Raw genomic sequence first — 18,380 nt, forward strand, 5'->3', positions numbered from 1 at the left:
TCCTCGCCCATTGCGCCTCGGTCAGCTCATATCGCTTCGCCGCCATCATCTGCTCCGTGTCGAATCACGGAACTCTATGAATCAGCGATCAAACCACTTGGGAATCCTGAATGTCGATCGGCCCTAGCGCGCAATTGCGCACAAGGCCTGGGCGACACTGAATGCTTGGCAGGACGCCACTTCCCAGAGTTCACCAGCGATAGCCGAGCGTCGCGATGACGGTCAGCGGCGCACCGCGGTAGCAGTAGCCGACCTGACACGTGGTATAGTGCAGATTGAACAGGTTCTTGGCATTGACCTGGAACGTGAGGCCCTTCAGGTCCCTCGCCGCCTGGCCGAAATCGTATTTCAACGCCGCGTCGACCAGCGTCACCGAGCTGTTCTTGAACGTGTTGGCGTCGTCGCCATAGCTCCAGGACATGTAGCGCACGCCGGTGCCGATGCTGAGTCCCGCGAACGGCCCGGCCAGCGGCAGGGCGTAATTGCCCCACAGCGTCGCCGTGTGCGGCGGATTGCCGGACGGAAACTTGCCGATCGTCGTGCTGTCCGCGGCCTGCTTGGTCACCATGTCGAGATAAGTGTACGACGAGGTGATGTCGAAACCACCGCCGAGGCTCGCAAGTCCCTGCAACTCGAAGCCGCGGCTTTGAATCTCGCCGCGCTGGACCGTCACGCCCGTCCCGGTCGTGACCAGGCCGCCGCTCTGGGTCAGGTCGAACACCGCGGCCGTGATGAAGCTCCTCGTCCCCTGCGGCTGATACTTGATGCCGACTTCAGTCTGCTCGCCGGTGGTCGGCTTGAAGAAGGCGCCTGTGGGATCGACGCCGAGGTTGGGAAAGAACGACGTCGAATAGGCGACGTAGGGCGCGACGCCGGAATCGAACACATAGGTCAGCCCGGCGCGCCCGCTATAGGCCTGATCGGACTGCTGCTGCCGGGTCAGCGCGAACAGGTCCTCGCCCGTGGTGCGGACCCAGTCGCTGCGGCCGCTCAATGTCAGGATCCAGCGATCGAGCCTGGCCTGGTCCTGGATATACACACCGGACTGGGTCTGTCGCTGCTGCGTCGAGGACGAGATCGCGGGATCGGGAATGGCTTCCGGCGCGTAGACCGGCGAGGCCACATTGAGATCGGAGACACCGAAGCCAAAACCCTGCCTGTCGTTGAACTTCGACGCGGTGTAGTCGGTGCCGACCAGCAGCGTGTGCTGCACCGGCCCGGTCGAAAGCTTGGCCTCGACCTGGTTATCCATGATGGCCGATTGCAGCGTATCGTGAACCAAGCCGGTATAGCGCGAGACCACATTGCCCACGGGAACGCCGAGAAAGCCGACATAGCGGGTGACCGCATCGACATCGACATAGCGGAATTTCTGGCGGACAGTGATGTCGTTGTTGAACGCGTGCTCGAACAAATAGCCGACGCGTCCCTGTTCCTGGTCGAGCGAATTATAGGACGGGCTGCCGGTGAAAACGTCCGTGGCGGTGCCGGTGCCCGTGGAATAGGTGAACATGGATCCGGGCGTCTTCGATTTCTGATAGGACCCGAGAATCGTCAGGGTCGTCGATTGATCCGGCTTCCAGGTGACGGCAGGCGCGATGTAGGTCCTGTTATCCTTGCCGCCGGGCACGAACACGTCGGCGTCACGCACCAGGCCGGTCAGCCGATAGGAAAACTGGCCGTTGGCATCGACCGGACCCGAGAAATCGAAATTGCCCTGAATGCGATCGCGGTCGCCGAACTGCGTCTGCACCTCGTGAAACGGCTGGCTGGTCGGCAGCTTGCTCTGCAGGTCGATCAATCCGCCGGGCGAACCGAGGCCATACAGTGCCGAGCTCGGCCCGCGGACCACGGTGATGTTGTCGGCGCCATAAGGCTCCGTCTTGAACACGCCGAGACCGGCGCCGACGAGGCGCAGCCCATCGAGATAGACGCCGTTGTAGGTGATATCGAAGCCACGGATCGAGATGGCGTCGAAGCGCGGATCATAGCCTGACGCGTCGATGCGCACGCCCGGTTGATAGCCCACGGCCTCCGTCAGCGTCTGCACCGCGCGATCGTTGAGCTCCTTGCGGGTCACGACCGAGATCGACTGCGGCGTCTCAAGCAATGGTGTGTTCGTCTTCGTACCGGCCGAGCTGCCGCTTGCGACATAACTGTTCTCGCTGGAGCCCCTGGCGCGGCCAGCGTCTGGCTCGCTCGCGCCCGAATTCCGGCCTTGCGCGGCCCCGGCATTGCGCTGCGTCGCGACGCGGCCGCGCGACGGTTGTGAGGCGCGCTGGGAAGACTGCGCACGCGGACGCGTCTGGTTCGGTGCTTCCACCGTGACGGGCGGCAACGTCCCTGCCGTCGATCCCGAATTGGTCCCGGAGACCTGTGCGGCCGAAGGCGCCGCGTGCAGCACCACTCCCAAGCCAGCTATTCCAAAGCCGGCCCTCATCATCCGTTCCCAGCCGAGCGTCTGCCCGTCGTCGCGCCTCATCGTCTTCCCCGAGTTCCGTGTTCGAATAACCGGGGAGTAACCAGATCGAGGCGACCGCCGCCTTTGCGCGCGCGCAAATCACCTTTGATCGGACGTGGAGGCTTTCAAGTTTACTGATAGCGACTCGGCGAATGGCCGAAACGTCTGCGGAAGGCCGTCGCGAAATTGGCCGGATGGGCATAGCCGACTCGATAGGCCGCCTCGGTGACAGACAAGCGCTGATGAATCAGCAGCGCACGTGCGGCATCGAGCCGCATGGCTCTCAGATAATCGATCGCGCTCTCTCCATACGCCATCCGGAATTTCTGGTTGAAGGACCGGCGGCTCAGCCCTGCGTTCCGCGCCAGCTCGTCGATGCTCCAGGGATAGGCGAGATCGGCGTCCATCTGCTCCTTGACCGATTGCAACCGCATGCGCTGGAGGTCGGCCGCCGGATCGACCGCGATCCGGCCACGCTCGCTGAACAAGGCGTGGACGACGATCTCGGCGGCATGCGCCGACAGCAACAATTGCGCCGCGTTGCCGGCGACCGGCGGCGAGAACATTTCTGCCGCGACGGCCTGTATGCGCGCGGACGCCTTCAGCGAGACGGTGGCCGCGCCCGCCCCGTCGTCCTTGAACAGCGCCCGAAACGCATCGCCGAGTCCGAGCCCATCGATGGAGGTTTGGGGAAGCGCCAGGCCTATCGCGGGACGCTCGCCACATCGAAGCGGGCCGTCCATGGTGAGGGCTTCACGCACGGCAATTGCCGTCATCTGCCTTTCACCGCCGGTTGCGCGCGTCAGACTGCCGCGACCCGTGCCGTCGTCGAACGCCACCGTGATGAACAAGCCGGGCGAAACGATCGCGGGCCCATCGACGTCGGCTCGAAACTCACCTCTGACGAACACGCAGCCCGGAAAATCCAGCCATTGGGCTGCTGTTGAAGCGCCGGGCTGTGCGGAACCGATGTCGTCTTGAGGCCGTCCGACAATTTGATCGTAAAAGTCCCGCATCGCATCCGCTTACGCCGCGACCTTGGCCGCTGGCGGCGGAGCGCTCAAGACCTCCGCGCGCAGTTTGGAGGGGTTCGAAACTGGATTTGCTCGAAGCAGGGTTTGCGCGTGGGACGATCCGCCGCAGCCCGCACAATGAGCGCGTCAGATTCCCAGATATTTATGCTGGAGATCCGGCTCGGCCATCAGCTCGCCGGACGTTCCGCTCCACACCGTCTTGCCGCGCTCGATGATGTAATGGCGGTCGCAGATGCGGGCGAGGTGATCGACGTTCTTGTCGACGACGAGGATCGACTGTCCACGGCTCTTGAGCAGCGACAGGCAGTTCCAGATCTCTTCGCGGATCAGCGGCGCGAGGCCTTCGGTCGCCTCATCGAGAATCAGGAGTTTCGGGTTGGTCATCAGCGCGCGGCCGATGGCGAGCATCTGCTGCTCGCCGCCGGAGAGCTGGTTGCCCATGTTGGACGCGCGTTCGGCAAGGCGCGGGAACAGCACGTAGATCGCAGCCAGCGTCCAGGGATTGCTGCTGCCGAAGCGATCGGCGGCGGCCGCAACGAGATTCTCGCGCACGGTGAGGTTCGGGAAGATCTGGCGTCCCTCGGGAACCAGGCCAACGCCGAGTTTTGCAATTCTGTACGACGGCAGCTGCCTGACTTCAGTCCCTGCGAAACGGATCGTGCCCGCGCGGGCCGGCGTCAGGCCCATGATCGAGCGGATCGTCGTGGTCTTGCCCATGCCGTTGCGGCCCATCAGCGAGACCATCTCGCCGGGCTTGATCGACAGCGACAGGCCGAACAGCACTTGGCTGAGGCCGTAGCAGGTCTCGATGCCGTCGACGTCGAGCAGCGCGTCAGCCATGATGCGTCACCACATGCTGATCGCCGAGATAGGCGCGCTTGACGTCCTCGTTCCGGCGGATCGCGGCCGGATCGCCCGAGGCGATGACGCGGCCATAGACCAGCACCGAGATGCGGTCGGCGAGTGCGAACACCGCCGGCATGTCGTGCTCGACCAGCACGATCGAAACTTCTTTCCGCAGCTCCTGAAGCAGCTTCACCATGCCTTGGGATTCGGTGACGCCGAGACCGGCCATCGGCTCGTCGAGCAGCAGCAATTTCGGCTTGCTGGCGAGCGCAACAGCAAGCTCGATCTGGCGCCGCTCACCATGGCTCAGCTTCGACACCAGCACATCGGCGCGATGAGCCAGACCGACGCGATCGAGCGCGGCATGCGCGGCATCGCGCAGCCCCTTCTCCTTGCGCGCGTTGGCGAAGAAGCGGAACGAGGTGCCGGCATGCGCCTGCGCCGCCAGCGCGACATTGTCGGCGGCGGTGAAGTCGAGCAGCAGCGAGGTGATCTGGAACGAACGCGCGAGGCCCAGCGCGCAGCGGCGATAGGCCGGCAGATAGGTGATGTCGCGCCCCGCCAGCGAGACGCTGCCGGAATGCGGCGCCAGATGCCCGGTGAGCTGGCTGATCAGCGTGGTCTTGCCGGCGCCGTTCGGGCCGATGATGGCGTGCAGCTCACCGGCCGCGACGTCGAGCGAGACATTGTCCGTCGCGATGATGCCGCCGAAGCGACGCACCAGCTTTTCGACGCGGAGCAGGGGTTCAGCCACGGCCAGCCCTCCCCAGCATGCCCATGATGCCGCCGCGCCCGAACAGCACGATCAGCAGCAGCAGCGGGCCCATGATGAGCGCCCAATATTCGGTAATCTGCGACAGAAACTCTTCCAGCAGCAAAAACACCACCGCGCCCATGACAGGGCCGAACAGCGTGCCCATGCCGCCGAGAATCACCATCACCATGAGGTCGCCGGAGCGCGTCCAGTACATCACCGCCGGGCTGACGAAATCGGTGTTGTTGGCGAGCAGCGCGCCGGCAAGGCCGCACATCGTGCCCGAGATGACGAAGCAGACCAGTTGGTAGCGTTTTGCGGGGAAGCCGATCGCCTGCATGCGCTGCTCGTTGGAGCGCAGGCCCTGCAGGACGAGGCCGAAGCGCGAATTGACGATGCGCCAGATCAGGAAGATGACACCGAACAGACAAGCGAGGCAGAGATAATAGAACTGCGTGCGGTTCGACAGATTGATCAGCCCGGAAAAGTCGCTGCGTTTGTAGACGGTGAGGCCGTCGTCGCCGCCATAGCGCGCCAGCCCCGAGGCGACGTAATAGGCCATCTGCGCGAAGGCGAGCGTGATCATGATGAAATAGACGCCGCGGGTGCGAAGTGAAAGCGCGCCAATCACCAGCGCATAGATCGCGGAGGCCGCGAGCGCGACCGGAAACTGGATGAAGCCGGAACCTACGCCCTCTTGCGCGAGCATGCCGACGGCGTAGCCGCCGATGCCGAGATAGGCGGCGTGGCCAAAGCTCATCATACCGCCAAAGCCCATGATGAGGTTGAGGCTCGCGGCCGCCAGCGCCAGGATGACGATGCGGGTGAACAGCGTCAGGATGAAGATGTTGCCGGAGAGATGCGAATAGAGCGGCAGCAGCACGAGGCCCGCCAGCATCAGGGCCGTGACGGCCTTGCTCACAGTGAAACTCTTCATCGACGGTTGGCCGGAAACAGCCCCTCCGGCCGCACCACCAGCACGATCGCCATCAGCAGGTAGATCAGCATGGACGACAGCGCGGGCGCGGCGGTGGAGGCAGCGGCGCCGCTCAGCACCTGCCGCAACAGGTTCGGCAAGAAGGCGCGGCCGAGCGTGTCGATCATGCCGACGAAGATCGCGGCCAGGAATGCGCCGCGGATCGAGCCGATGCCGCCGATCACGATGATGACGAAGGCGAGGATCAGGATGTTCTCGCCCATGCCGATCTGCACGGTGAGGATCGGCGCCTGCATCAGGCCGGCAAGGCCGGCGAGCGCGGCACCGAGACCGAACACCAGCGTGTAGAGCAGCTTGATGTTGATGCCGAGCGCGCCGATCATCTCGCGGTTGGAGGCGCCGGCGCGGATCAGCATGCCGATGCGGGTACGCATCACGCCGAGATAGAGCAGCAGCGCAACGAGCAGCGCCACCGCGATGATGGCGAGGCGATAGGCGGGATAGTGGATGCCGGGCAGGATCGGCACCGGCACGGTGAGCCAGGCCGGCAGCGGCAGCGCGAGACCCGCCGGGCCCCAGATCAGCCGCACGGCTTCATTGAAGAACAGGATCAGGCCGAAGGTCGCGAGCACGTGGTCGAGATGGTCGCGCCCGTAGAGATGCCGCAGCGCGCTCATCTCGAGCACGATGCCGAGCACCAGCGTCGCGCCAAGCGCCAGCAGCGCGCCGAGCAGGAAGCTGCCGGTCCAGGCGGCGAAGGTCGCGGCGAAATAGGCGCCCATCATATAGAGCGAGCCGTGCGCGAGGTTGACGAGATCCATGATCCCGAACACCAGCGTCAGGCCGGCGGCGAGCAGGAACAGCAGCAGGCCGAACTGCAATCCGTTCAAGAACTGTTCGACGACGAGCAGCATCAAGACTCTTTCAGGCGCATCCGGACGCGCGCCGATGTTCGAACACAGTCGCCATCAGTGAAAGAGCTCCCCCTGCCTCTTCAAGGCGGAAAAATGGGTAATGGCAGTATCGTTCCGAGGCAAGAGCGATTCGACCCCAAACATGCACTTTGTTGCATGCCGGTGCATGCGATCGAACGCATCCTTGCAAAACGCATCCTTGCAAGAAGGCTGCCGCACGGGATGGGGCAACCTGCCGCACCCAAACGATCACCCTCCCCCGTTGCCGGGAAGAGGGTGGGCATTTCATCGGAAGGTTAAGGAGGATGCGTCTAGTGCGACGTCATCTGCCGGGGAAGGTCATCCGGGTCGGCGAGCACGGTGTTGGCCGTCGACGCTTCCAGCGCCGCCATCCGGAACAGATAGGCGAGCGTCGCCAATCCGGTATCCTCCGCCATCTGCGCCAATTCGAGCGCCATGTCGGACATGTAGCCGAGGTTCTCGTCCTTGGTCTGCGCCATGATCTGGCTGTCCCGCATCATGTTCGACATCTCAGGCGCTCTTTCGTTGTGCGGCGAGGCCGCAGAGGTTGGCACGGGCGACAGCGTCAAGACGCGGGCCGTCCTGGCGCACGACATTCTTCATCCCGATACGGTGGCGCACCACATCGAGCGACTCCTGGCGGACCTCGATCGTTGCGGCCATGGTCCAGGAATCCTCAATCAGCGCCGGCAATCCCAGCGGCGTGACGACGAAACCGATGTCGTGGAAGCGCGGCAGCCACCACGTCTCCATGACGAGGCAGAGACGCTCGATGCCCTGATCGAGACAGAACTCCTGCGCCGCCGCCATCAGTTGCAGGTTCAGCGCGCCGTCGCGGCGTTCGCGCGACACGAAGAAGCGCGACCACTCCCAGACCAGCGGATTCGCAGGGCAGCCCCGTACCGCCGCCAGATGCGGGAAGACCTCGCTCATCATGGTCGGCTTGGTGGTCGGATACAGGCGGGAGCCGCCGAGCACACGCCGGTTTTCAAGCGACAGCAGATAGATCGCATCGTCATTGTCATAGGCGTCGATCTCGCGGCCGTCGGGCTTGCGCAGCGCCTCCCACTTCCGCTCCTCGACAAAAATCTCGTGACGCAACCTGAAATGCTGCTCGAGGACGTCCTCGTAGAGGTGCCGGTTCGCGGCAGAAATCACATGAATCATATATTCCCCCATTGCTTGAAATAACGGGGGAATCCTCATGGAAAACCGCCAAACCGACTATTGGGAAATTTCCCAGTAGGCGCGGGTTTCAGGGAGTGATGATTCTCTGGCGGATTGCGATCGCAACCGCATGCGTCCGGTTGACGGCGCCGAGCTTGCGCGCAGCGGTTGCGAGATGTTCTTCGGCCGTGCGCTGCGTGATGTGCAGGATCTCGCCGATTTCCCAGGCCGACTTGCCCTGCGAGGCCCAGGCGAGCACCTCGCGCTCGCGCGGGGTCAAACGCGCCAAGGCATGCGGCGCCGGAGCGAGCAGACGGCGAATGTGATCGAAGCCGTACATCGCGATCAGGTGCAGCGCCGGTTTGCTGCGGGCATTGAGATCGAGATGAACGCCGCCAAGCGAGACGCCGGCTTCATAACCGGTCAAGCCGTGGATCGGCACGACGAAACCGCGCGACATGCGGAAATCGGCGGCACGCCGCATCACTTCGGCGGCGCCCGGTTCGAACTCCGCATCATAGGGAGCTTCCGACCATTCGAAGGGATTCACCGTCTGCCGGCACTTGCGGATCACGGGATCGACGCGGTCGTAGCTTTTTTCGGTGTAGAGGCTGAACCACTCTGCCGGCCAGCGCTTGGCAAGCACCATCTGCGCGAAACGCTGATCGGGATTGGGCAAACCCGTCACGATGATGTGCTCGAATCCGTAGCGGCTGAACGCGGTGGCGAGCGCGTCCATAGCGTCCGGAACCTTGGTATAGGCTCCCAGCCCCTCGATGAAGTCGAGCGCTTCCCGGCCATAATCTACGGCGGACATCGGTGCGTTTCCTGGCCCACACCGTCCCGTATAGCACGTATTTGGGGGCCGCCTCAATTCGCTCCTCCCGTAGTTTACCGGCCTCATCGGCTCCGAAGATTTAATCTACTTGTGGAAGAAATGACCTCAAGATACACCTGAAGGCGTCTGAAGCGGGAAAACCACGATGGAAGACGAGGACATCGCCCTCAACAGCGTGCTCGGCCTGGAATTGAACCGCGTGTTTTTCGCCGTCCGCGAGACGGCAAACAAGCAGAAGATCATCGAGTTCGCACGCGAGGTGCTGCAAAGCGAGCGCACGGAGCTGACTGACAGCGCTTCGCCCGAGGGCCCGGCAAGCTAGAACGCAGCTGCAGCAAACGACGCCGACGAACTGGTCGCGCGACGCCGCCCTTCCATTTGAACGCGCTGATTTTAGTCGAAACAATCTGACCGCGAAGTCGCCCTTCCATCTCCTTTATGCAGAACGCTGACGAACCCAGTCGCGCTCGTGCCCCGGACGCAGCGCAGCGTCGCCTCGACGATGCGCTGCAGAGCCGGGGCCCATCCATCCGCGACTTCCTCACCGGCTTTCTGGGTCCCGGCTCTGCGCCGCAACGCTAAAGGCGTTGCAGCGCTTCCGGGACACGAGAACGACTACCGCGCCCTCCGCACTGACGCACACACTTGCCGCTGGATGACATCACGGCTCTCGTGAGATGATCGCCGCCATGATTGTCTTTCGGGTGCCCAGGATATGATGACGCTGCGCCAGGTTGAAGTGATCCGTGCCGTGATGGTGACGGGGACCATCGGCGGCGCGGCGAAGCTGCTCAACGTCTCGGCACCCGGCATCAGCCGCCTCGTCAAATACACCGAGCGCTCGCTCGGCATCCGTTTCTTCCAGCGCCAGAACGGGCGCTATTTCCCGACGCCGGAAGCCGAGAACATCTTCGAGCAGATCAACGGCGTCTACAAGAAGGTCGACGACCTCTCCGAGATCATCTCCAAGATCGGCCGGGGCGGGTTGTCGGAACTGCGCATCGGCTCGGTGCCGAGCATCTCGCAGGTGATGGTACCGCGCGCGATCGAGCGCGTCCGCCGCCGCTATCCCGATCTCGGCATCGACATCAACGTTCTCAAGCTCGAGGAAGCCATCGACTATCTCATGCTCGGCCGCGGCGAGTGCGTGGCGATGAGCTACCGGCTGGAGCATTCCGGGCTCGACTTCATTCCGCTCGCCTCGGGCGAGCTCTATTGCATCGTGCCGCCCGGTCACGAACTCGCAGGCCGCAAGCAGGTCTCCGCCGAGGAGATCACCCGCTATCCGCTGATCGGCATCGATCCGAACGATCCCTACGGCCGGATCATGGCCGGGATCTTCGCGCGCAACCGCCTCGACTACAACATCACCATCCGCGCGCGCTTCGGCACCACGGTCTGCGCGCTGGTAAAGGCGGGCCTCGGCATCGCCATCATCGACCAGTTCACGGTGGCCCATGGCGGCTATCCCGGGATCGAGCTGGTGAAGATCACCGAGCCGACGAAGTTCGACACCTATATCGCAGTCAAGCGCGGCACGCCGCTGTCGCTCCATGCCGAGTATTTCATCGAGTCCCTGCGCGCCGAGATGCGCGCCATCGAGCCGTCTCGCGGCAACGGCAAGCCTGCGCAGGCGCGCGGGCGGAAGAAATAACATTATGTTAGGTTTGCAGGACAAAAGGGTAATTGTGTTAGGCAAGGGAAAGACTATCGTCGCACCCCGACCCCCCTTGGAATTGCGCGGATTTGCCGGCTAATGGCCGGAACCGAACGCTCCCGAACGAGACGATAGCAACATGTCCAAGCGCGGATACGCCGCCAGCAAGAAGCTCCTCACCGGCCTGATCGGTGCGCCGATTGCGCATTCCGCCTCCCCCGCCATGCACGAGCGCGCCGCCGAGGCGCTCGGCCTGCGCGGCCACTACCAGCTCATCGAGGTCGCCGGCGCCGATGCGACCGGGCTCAGCATGATGCTCGAAGGCGTGCGGCGGCTCGGCTTTGCCGGCGTCAATGTGACCTTTCCCTACAAGGAGGCGGTGGTCCCGCTGCTCGACGAGCTGGCACCTGCGGCGGCGACCATGGCGGCGGTCAATACCGTCGTCGTCAAGGACGGCCGCCTGATCGGCCACAACACCGACACGACGGGCTTTGCACGCGCCGTCGCGCCGCTGCTGGCGCCCTCCGGAAATGCAGTGGCCGTGATCGGCACCGGCGGCGTCGGCAAGGCGATCGCCTTTGCGCTGGCGAGCCTTGAGGTGACGGACCTCCGAATCTTCGACAGCGAGCCGGCACGCGCCGAAAAACTCGCCGCGCTGCTGGCCAGGCACGGTGGCGCCCGGGTCGCCACGAGTGTCAAGGACGCGCTCGAGGGTGCAACCGGCCTCGTCAACGGCACGCCGGTCGGCATGCTGCCGAACCGGGACACCCCGGTCCCCGCCTCGCTGCTGCGCGAAAGCCTGTGGGTCGCCGACGCCGTCTATTCGCCGCTGATCACGCCGCTGCTGGCGGCGGCCAAAGCCAAGGGCGCGAAGATCATGACCGGGCGGGAGCTCGCGATCTATCAGGCCGCCGACGCGTTCGAACTGTTCACGGGCCTTGCCCCATCGACCGAGGTCATGGGAGAGGCATTCGACGAGGTGATGGCGGCACGAAGTTCGACCTATCACGCAGCGTAACCGAAGCGGCCGGACACAAGGCCGCGGACAACATCAACGAAAACCGGGAGGAGAGACCATGAAATCGACTCTGCTGGCAGGCGCCCTGCTTGCCTTCGCGACTGCAACCAGCGTCCACGCCCAGGCGATCAAGCTCGCCGACGTCGCCGAGCTCTCAGGCGGCGGCGCCACCGTCGGCGCCAACTGGAAGAACGGCATCGACCTCGCGATCGAGGAGATCAACGCCAAGGGCGGCGTGCTCGGCCGCAAGCTCGAGGTCACCCACGCCGACTCGCAGTCCAACCCCGGCGTCGCCCGCGCCCAGGTGCAGAAGGCGCTCGACGCCGAGCCCTACGTGCTGCTCGGACCCGGCTATTCCGGCTCTGTGAAGGTGACGGCGCCGCTCGCGGCCGAAGCCGGCATCGCGCAGATCATGGGCGGCGAAGCCGCCGAGCTGACACAAGCCGGCAACAAGCTCCTGTTCCGCACCTCGTTCGGCCAGCAGTCCTCGATGCCGAAGGTCGCAAAGTACATTCACGACGACATGAAGGCGAAGACCGTCGCGGTGGTCTGGGTCAACAACGACTTCGGCCGCGGCGGCCGCGACGTCGTGGTCAAGGAACTCGACCGGCTCGGCTCCAAGGTGGTTGCCGACCTCTCGACCGAAGCGGGCCAAGCCGATTTCGCCGCCGACGTCGGCAAGATCAAGGCTGCCAATCCCGATGCCGTGTTCGTCTACCTGAACGAGGAAGAGAGCGCGCGCATCCTGAAAGAGCTGAAGCGCCAGGGCGTCACCGCGCCGCTGATGGGCGAGACCACGCTGATCGGCCAGAAGGTGATCGAGCTCGCGGGCGAGGCCGCCAACGGCGCGCGCGGCCATGTCGGCCTCACCACGGACGCGCCAGTCGACCTGATCAAGGCGTTCCGCGACAAGTTCTCGAAGAAGTACAATTACGTCCCTGATCACAACGGCCTGAAGGGCTATCTCGCGGTCTATATGGTGAAAGCCACCACCGAGAAGATGGGCAAGGTCGATTCCAAGGCCTTCGCCGACACGCTGCATGGCCTCACCATCAAGGCCACTGAGGAGCCGGGTATCCTGATGGACGTCACGTTCAGCGAGACCGGCGACATCGACCGCCAGAGCTTTCTGGTCGAGGTGGTCGAAGGCAAGCAGGTCGTGAAGCAGGTGCTGCCGAAGGTGAAGTGAGGTCTTCGCCTCTCCCCGCTTGCGGGCAGAGGCCGGGATTTGCGCAGCAAATTCCGGGTGAGAGGGAGCTTCCGCGAGTCCAACTGTCACCGAATTCGCGGAGACTCCCCCTCACCCCAACCCTCTCCCCGCAAGCGGGGAGAGGGGGAGGAGAGAGGGGAGAGGGGGAGGAGAGAGGGGAAAATGTCCAACCTGTTCGATCTTCTGGTCGCGGGACTTGCCACCGGCGCGATCTATGCGCTGGTCGCGGTCGGCTTCACGCTGCTGTGGCAGACCTCGCAGACCATCAATTTCGCGCAAGGCGAGTTCGTGATGCTGCCGGCGTTCCTGATGCTAGCGACGATGCATGCCGGCGCGCCGTTCTGGCTCGCGATCATCCTCGGCATCCTGCTGTCGATGATCCTGCTCGGCCTCGCCTTCAAGATGCTGCTGGTCGATCCGATGATGCGCCATGGCGTGCTGCCGCTCGCCATCGCCACCATGGCGCTCGCGATTGGCCTCAAGGAGGCCGTGAAGCAGTTTTTCAGCGCGGAAGCCTCGCCGTTCCCGTCGGTCGTGCCGACTGGCGACATCTCCATCCTCGGCCATTCCGTCTCGCTGCAAAGCATCGGCGTTCTCGTCGTCGCCATTCTTGCCGTCCTCGGCTTGACCACGCTGCTCAACCGCACCTCGCTCGGCCACCAGATGCAGGCGGCGGCGCAGAACCCGACGGTGGCGCGCATCATCGGCGTACCGGTCGAGCGGATGATCCTCCTGACCTTCCTGATCAACGCCTTCCTGGTCGCGCTGGCTTCGCTGCTGATCACGCCGATCTATCTGGCAAAGTTCTCCTCCGGCGAAGTGCTGGGCCAGGCGGCGTTCATTGCCGCGATCGTCGGCGGCTTCAACCAGGTGCGCGGTGCGATCGCCGGCGGCCTCCTGATCGGCGTGCTCGACAATCTCGCCGCGAGCTACGTCTCGACGCAATACCGCGCGGCGGTGCCCTTGATCTTCCTGATCGTCGTCATCCTGTTCCGGCCGCAAGGACTGCTCGGCCGCGCCGAGGAGCGCACGGTATGAGCCGCTTCGGCAAACCCCTGAAGATCGCGCTCGGCCTCATCGTCATCGCCGGCCTGATCATCGTTCCCATGAACTTCAACCGCTACGGCCTGTTCATCCTGAGTCAATGGGCGGTGATGACCATCGCCGCGATGGGCCTCAACCTCACGCTCGGCTATGCCGGCCAGGTGTCGCTGGCGCAGGGCGCCTTCGTCGGCATCGGCGCCTATGCCGCCGCGATCATGACGACCCATGGCTGGCCGCTGCCGGCGGCGATCCTGGTTGCGATCGCGCTCAGCTTCGCAGTCGGCTGGGTGCTCGGCTATCCTGCGCTGCGCGTGCAGCACCACTATCTCGCCTTCGTCACGCTAGCCTTCTCGACACTCGCCTTCCTGGTGTTCCGCAACGAGAGCTGGCTCACCGGCGGCATCTACGGCATCTCCAACATCCCGCGCCCGCATATCTTCGGGTTCGCGACCAACAAGCCGCTGCCGTTCTACTATGTCTGCCTCGGCTCGCTCGCGATCGTGTCGCTGGCGGTGTGGTGGCTGATCCGCTCGCCCTGGGGCCGCGCCTTCATGGCGCTGCGCGAAAACCCGCTGCGCGCGCAATCGCTCGGCATCGACACGCGGCGCTACACGCTGATGGCGTTCGCGATCGGCTCGGCGCTTGGCGGCGTCGCCGGTGCGCTCTACGCGCCGCTGACGCAGTATATCGACCCTGTCCCCTTCAACCTGTCGCTCTCGCTCGATCTCTTGATGATGGTGATCGTCGGCGGCGCCGGGTTCTATTTCGGCCCGTTCCTGGGCTCGATGATCGCGGTGCTGCTGCCGGAATGGCTGCGCTTCACCGAAGGCTATTATCTGATGCTCTACGCGATTGCGGTGATGCTGCTGCTGATCTGGTCGCCCACCGGCATCCTTGGAATCCTCGATCGCTACATGGCTGCGCGACGCACCAAGGCGGCCTCCGCGCTGCGCGCCGTCGCGAAGTCGCGCCTGGAGACGGTGCAATGAGCGCAGTGCTGGAAGTCACCGAGATCAAGAAGAACTTCGGCGGTATCAGCGCCGTCGACGGCGTGTCCTTCGACGTCCGCGAGGGCGAGATCCTCGGCCTGATCGGCCCGAACGGCTGCGGCAAGTCGACCCTGTTCAACTGCATCCTCGGCCAGCTCACGCCATCAGGCGGCGAGGTGAAGCTCGACGGCAAGGTGGTCACGGGCCTGCGCCCCTCCGAGCTCAACAAGCTCGGGGTCAGCCGCACCTTCCAGCTGCTGCAGGTGTTTCCAAAGCTCTCGGTGCGCGAGAACCTGATCCTTGCGGGACAGGAGCACCAGGGCAGCATGGCTGCGCGCCTCGTCGGCCGCTCCGATGCCGGACTGACCGACGTCGCCAACCAGATGATCGGCTTCTTCAAGCTCGACCATCTCGCTGACGAGCCGGCCGGCGGCCTCTCCTACGGCCAGCAGAAGCTGCTCGACGCCGCCATGGCCTTCATGGGCGGCCCGCGCCTCGTTCTGCTCGACGAGCCCGCCGGCGGCGTCAACCCGTCGATGCTGGCGGACCTGAAGGATCGCCTGGTCGCGATCAACCGCGAGAAGAACGCCACCTTCGTCGTGATCGAGCACAACATGGAGTTCGTGATGTCGCTGTGCTCGCGCGTGATGGTGATGGCGGAAGGCAAGGTGCTGGCGATGGGGCGGCCCGACGAGGTCCGCAAGAACCCCGCCGTCATCGAAGCCTATCTGGGACATTGAGGAGCCCATCATGAGCGAGCCAATTCTCTCGGTTCACAATCTCGTCGGCGGCTACGGCAAGATGACGATTTTGAACGGCACGACCTTCGCCGTACCGCAGGCGACCATCACCACCATCATCGGCCCGAACGGCGCCGGCAAGTCCACTGTGTTCAAGGCGATCTTCGGCCTGTTGAAGCTGCGCGAGGGCAAGATCAGCTTTGCCGGCCGCGACGTCACGAACTTAAGCCAGCGCGCCCTGCTCAATGCCGGCATCTGCTACGTGCCGCAGGGCCGCAACATCTTTCCCGAGCTGTCGGTGCGCCACAATATCGAGCTCGGCGGCGTCGCCGCCGGCAAGGGCCTCGACCTGCCCGAGCGGATCGAAGCGGCCCTCGATCTGTTCCCGGCGCTGCGCCGCAAATCGACCCAGCAGGCGTCCACGCTCTCCGGCGGCGAGCAGAAGCAGTTGGAGATCGCCCGCTCGCTGCTGCTCGAGCCGAAGCTGGTACTGGTCGACGAACCTTCGATCGGCCTGTCACCGCTGATGGTGCAGCAGACCTTCGACATCCTCAAAAGCCTGCGCGACCGCGGCGTCACCATCCTGATGATCGAGCAAAACGCGCGCTCGGCGCTGGAAATCTCGGACATCGGCATCGTGCTCGAGCTCGGCCAGACCCGGATGGTCGACAAGGCGGAGCGCATCCTCAACGATCCACGCATCGGCCAGCTCTTCCTCGGCGGTGCCATGGAGGACAACGCAGCATGAACAAGCGCTCAATCGCCACCGTTTCCCTCTCAGGCGCACTGGACGAGAAGCTTCGCGCCATCGCATCGGCCGGGTTCGACGCGGTCGAGATCTTCGAGAACGATTTGCTGTCGTTCGGCGCAGGCCCGCGCGACATCGCAAAGTTCTGCAAGGACCTCAATCTCGAGATCTGTGCGTTCCAGCCGTTCCGCGATTTCGAGGGCATGCCGGAGCCGCAGCGTGCGCGCAACTTTGCCCGCGCGGAACGCAAGTTCGACCTGATGCAGGAGCTCGGCACCGACCTGCTGCTGATCTGCTCCAACGTCTCGCCAAGCTCGCTTGGCGGCATCGACCGCGCCGCGGACGATTTTCGCGAGCTCGGCGAGCGCGCGGCCAAACGCTCCTTGCGCGTCGGCTACGAGGCGCTGGCCTGGGGCCGCCACGTCAACGACTACCGCGACGCCTGGGAGATCGTGCGCCGCGCCGATCACCCCGCGATCGGCGTCATCCTCGACAGTTTTCACGCGTTGGCACCCGGCTTCCCGGTCCGCGCGATGGCCTCGATTCCCGGCGACAAGATCTTCCTGGTCCAGCTTGCGGATGCACCGAAGCTCGAGCTCGACATCCTCTCGTGGAGCCGGCACTTCCGCTCCTTCCCCGGCCAGGGCGACCTGCCGGTCGGCGAGTTCATGACGGCAATCGCGGCGACCGGCTATGCCGGGCCGCTGTCACTGGAAATCTTCAACGACCAGTTCCGCGCCGGCTCGGCCGCGCAGACCGCGGTCGACGGCCTGCGTTCGCTGATCCTGCTGGAGGACCAGCTCGCGCCGGATTGGCCGAAGCTCGTCAGCGAGCCGCTGGCGCCGAAGGCCAAAAGCCGCGGCACGGGATTCATCGAGTTCGCCGTCAACGAAACCAAGGCGGGCGAGCTGGCGCGCCTGCTCGCGCAGCTCGGTTTCCGCAAGACCGGCAAGCATCGCAGCAAGGCGGTGGAGCGCTGGTCGCAGGGCAAGGTCGAGCTCGTCATCAATTGCGAGACCGATGGCTTTGCGCATTCGCACTACGTCACCCATGGCCCCGGCGTCTGCGCGATCGCGCTTGACGTCGACAATGCCGGCCTTGCCATGCAGCGCGCCGAGACATTGAAGGCGCGCACCTTCTACCAGCCGGTCGGGCCGGGCGAGCTGGAGATTCCCGCGATTCACGGCGTCGGCGGCAGCCTGCTTTATTTCCTCGACCAGGCCGGCAAGAACTGGGACACCGACTTCGAGCCGGTTGCGAGCGATGCGAGCGCGGACGCGCTGCTCGCCGTCGACCACATCGCGCAGTCGATGCCCTATGACGAGATGCTGTCCTGGCTGTTGTTCTACACCGGCATCCTCGACCTCAAGCGCCTGCCCCAGATGGAGATCGCCGACCCCCGCGGCCTCGTGCAGAGCCAGGCCATCATCAACGCCGACCAGAGCCTGCGCTTCGTGCTCAACGGCTCCTCCGCCAACCGTACCCTGCCGGCACGCTTCATCTCGGAGTTCTTCGGCTCGGGCGTGCAGCACGTCGCGTTCTCGTGCAAGAATATCTTCGCGACGGTCGCAGAGATGCGCAAGCGCGGCGCGGATTTCCTGGACATCCCCGCCAATTACTACGACGACATCGAAGCCAAATACGACCTCGCGCCCGACCTGATGGCGCAACTGCGCGCCAACCACATCCTCTACGACCGCGAGGGCGACGGCGAGTTCTTCCAGGTCTACACCCACATTTTCGACGAGCGCTTCTTCTTCGAGATCGTGGAGCGGCGGGACTATCAGGGATTTGGCGCAGCCAATGCCGGCATCAGGCTGGCAGCACAAGCCCGCGAAGTGCGCCCCGCGAGCATGCCGCGGGTGTAGGTCGCCTCTGACCCTCTCCCCTTGTGGGAGAGGGTGGCTCGCCGCGTAGCGGCGAGACGGGTGAGGGGTCTCTCTCCACGCCCTCGATAGAAGTTGTTCTGCGGAAACAACCCCTCATCCGGCGCTTCGCGCCA

18 protein-coding genes are annotated in these 18,380 nt (G+C 64.4%); 9 read left to right on the top strand and 9 right to left on the bottom strand.

Features of this window, described 5'->3' with window-relative positions; translation table 11 throughout:
* Window positions 1-190 precede the first annotated feature (190 nt).
* From RAD15_RS35480 to RAD15_RS35520, 9 genes are all read right to left on the bottom strand, one after another.
* On the bottom strand, window positions 191-2,482 hold the full coding sequence (locus tag RAD15_RS35480) for a TonB-dependent siderophore receptor (protein WP_458183364.1): 2,292 nt from the start codon (window positions 2,480-2,482) through the stop codon (window positions 191-193).
* Window positions 2,483-2,592: 110 nt separating this feature from the next.
* Complete coding sequence (locus RAD15_RS35485) at window positions 2,593-3,372, bottom strand: helix-turn-helix transcriptional regulator (RefSeq protein WP_458183365.1); 780 nt, start codon at window positions 3,370-3,372, stop codon at window positions 2,593-2,595.
* Window positions 3,373-3,621: 249 nt separating this feature from the next.
* Window positions 3,622-4,335 (bottom strand): ABC transporter ATP-binding protein, encoded by a 714-nt coding sequence (locus RAD15_RS35490; protein ID WP_458183366.1) that lies wholly within the window; start codon window positions 4,333-4,335, stop codon window positions 3,622-3,624.
* Entirely contained in the window at window positions 4,328-5,095 is a 768-nt protein-coding gene (locus tag RAD15_RS35495; RefSeq protein WP_458183367.1) for an ABC transporter ATP-binding protein, read from the bottom strand. The genes RAD15_RS35490 and RAD15_RS35495 overlap by 8 nt, the downstream gene beginning before the upstream one ends.
* The gene (locus RAD15_RS35500) at window positions 5,088-6,032 is read right to left on the bottom strand and encodes a branched-chain amino acid ABC transporter permease (protein ID WP_458183368.1); all 945 of its coding nucleotides are present in this window, start codon (window positions 6,030-6,032) and stop codon (window positions 5,088-5,090) included. Before RAD15_RS35500 ends, RAD15_RS35495 begins: the two co-directional genes overlap by 8 nt.
* Entirely contained in the window at window positions 6,029-6,946 is a 918-nt protein-coding gene (locus RAD15_RS35505) for a branched-chain amino acid ABC transporter permease (protein WP_247324607.1), read from the bottom strand. The genes RAD15_RS35500 and RAD15_RS35505 overlap by 4 nt, the downstream gene beginning before the upstream one ends.
* A gap of 311 nt (window positions 6,947-7,257) precedes the next feature.
* Window positions 7,258-7,476: a hypothetical protein gene (locus RAD15_RS35510; protein WP_458183369.1), complete on the bottom strand. Its 219-nt coding sequence runs from the start codon at window positions 7,474-7,476 to the stop codon at window positions 7,258-7,260.
* Window position 7,477: 1 nt separating this feature from the next.
* Window positions 7,478-8,134, bottom strand: a complete 657-nt coding sequence (locus tag RAD15_RS35515; RefSeq protein WP_458183370.1) for an acyl-homoserine-lactone synthase — start codon at window positions 8,132-8,134, stop codon at window positions 7,478-7,480.
* 88 nt (window positions 8,135-8,222) lie between these two features.
* Complete coding sequence (locus tag RAD15_RS35520; protein ID WP_458183371.1) at window positions 8,223-8,951, bottom strand: LuxR family transcriptional regulator; 729 nt, start codon at window positions 8,949-8,951, stop codon at window positions 8,223-8,225.
* Between the two features lie 166 nt (window positions 8,952-9,117).
* Between RAD15_RS35520 and RAD15_RS35525 the strand changes: the two genes are divergently transcribed.
* From RAD15_RS35525 to RAD15_RS35565, 9 genes are all read left to right on the top strand, one after another.
* Window positions 9,118-9,294 (top strand): hypothetical protein, encoded by a 177-nt coding sequence (locus RAD15_RS35525; protein ID WP_458183372.1) that lies wholly within the window; start codon window positions 9,118-9,120, stop codon window positions 9,292-9,294.
* Between the two features lie 393 nt (window positions 9,295-9,687).
* A complete protein-coding gene (locus RAD15_RS35530) occupies window positions 9,688-10,626 on the top strand; it encodes a LysR family transcriptional regulator (RefSeq protein WP_458183373.1) in 939 nt (312 codons plus the stop codon).
* Between the two features lie 142 nt (window positions 10,627-10,768).
* Window positions 10,769-11,647, top strand: coding sequence for a shikimate dehydrogenase (locus RAD15_RS35535; protein WP_458183374.1), 879 nt, complete (start codon window positions 10,769-10,771; stop codon window positions 11,645-11,647).
* Window positions 11,648-11,705: 58 nt separating this feature from the next.
* Complete coding sequence (locus tag RAD15_RS35540) at window positions 11,706-12,836, top strand: ABC transporter substrate-binding protein (RefSeq protein WP_458183375.1); 1,131 nt, start codon at window positions 11,706-11,708, stop codon at window positions 12,834-12,836.
* 183 nt (window positions 12,837-13,019) lie between these two features.
* Window positions 13,020-13,895, top strand: a complete 876-nt coding sequence (locus tag RAD15_RS35545; RefSeq protein WP_458183376.1) for a branched-chain amino acid ABC transporter permease — start codon at window positions 13,020-13,022, stop codon at window positions 13,893-13,895.
* Entirely contained in the window at window positions 13,892-14,890 is a 999-nt protein-coding gene (locus RAD15_RS35550; protein WP_458183377.1) for a branched-chain amino acid ABC transporter permease, read from the top strand. The genes RAD15_RS35545 and RAD15_RS35550 overlap by 4 nt, the downstream gene beginning before the upstream one ends.
* The gene (locus tag RAD15_RS35555; protein ID WP_458183378.1) at window positions 14,887-15,630 is read left to right on the top strand and encodes an ABC transporter ATP-binding protein; all 744 of its coding nucleotides are present in this window, start codon (window positions 14,887-14,889) and stop codon (window positions 15,628-15,630) included. Before RAD15_RS35550 ends, RAD15_RS35555 begins: the two co-directional genes overlap by 4 nt.
* Window positions 15,631-15,640: 10 nt before the next feature.
* Complete coding sequence (locus RAD15_RS35560) at window positions 15,641-16,378, top strand: ABC transporter ATP-binding protein (RefSeq protein WP_458183379.1); 738 nt, start codon at window positions 15,641-15,643, stop codon at window positions 16,376-16,378.
* Window positions 16,375-18,246 carry a bifunctional sugar phosphate isomerase/epimerase/4-hydroxyphenylpyruvate dioxygenase family protein gene (locus RAD15_RS35565; protein WP_458183380.1) on the top strand — a complete coding sequence of 624 codons (1,872 nt, stop codon included), beginning with the start codon at window positions 16,375-16,377 and terminating at the stop codon, window positions 18,244-18,246. The genes RAD15_RS35560 and RAD15_RS35565 overlap by 4 nt, the downstream gene beginning before the upstream one ends.
* The last annotated feature ends 134 nt before the right edge of the window (window positions 18,247-18,380 follow it).

Source organism: Bradyrhizobium sp. 14AA (assembly GCF_054185205.1).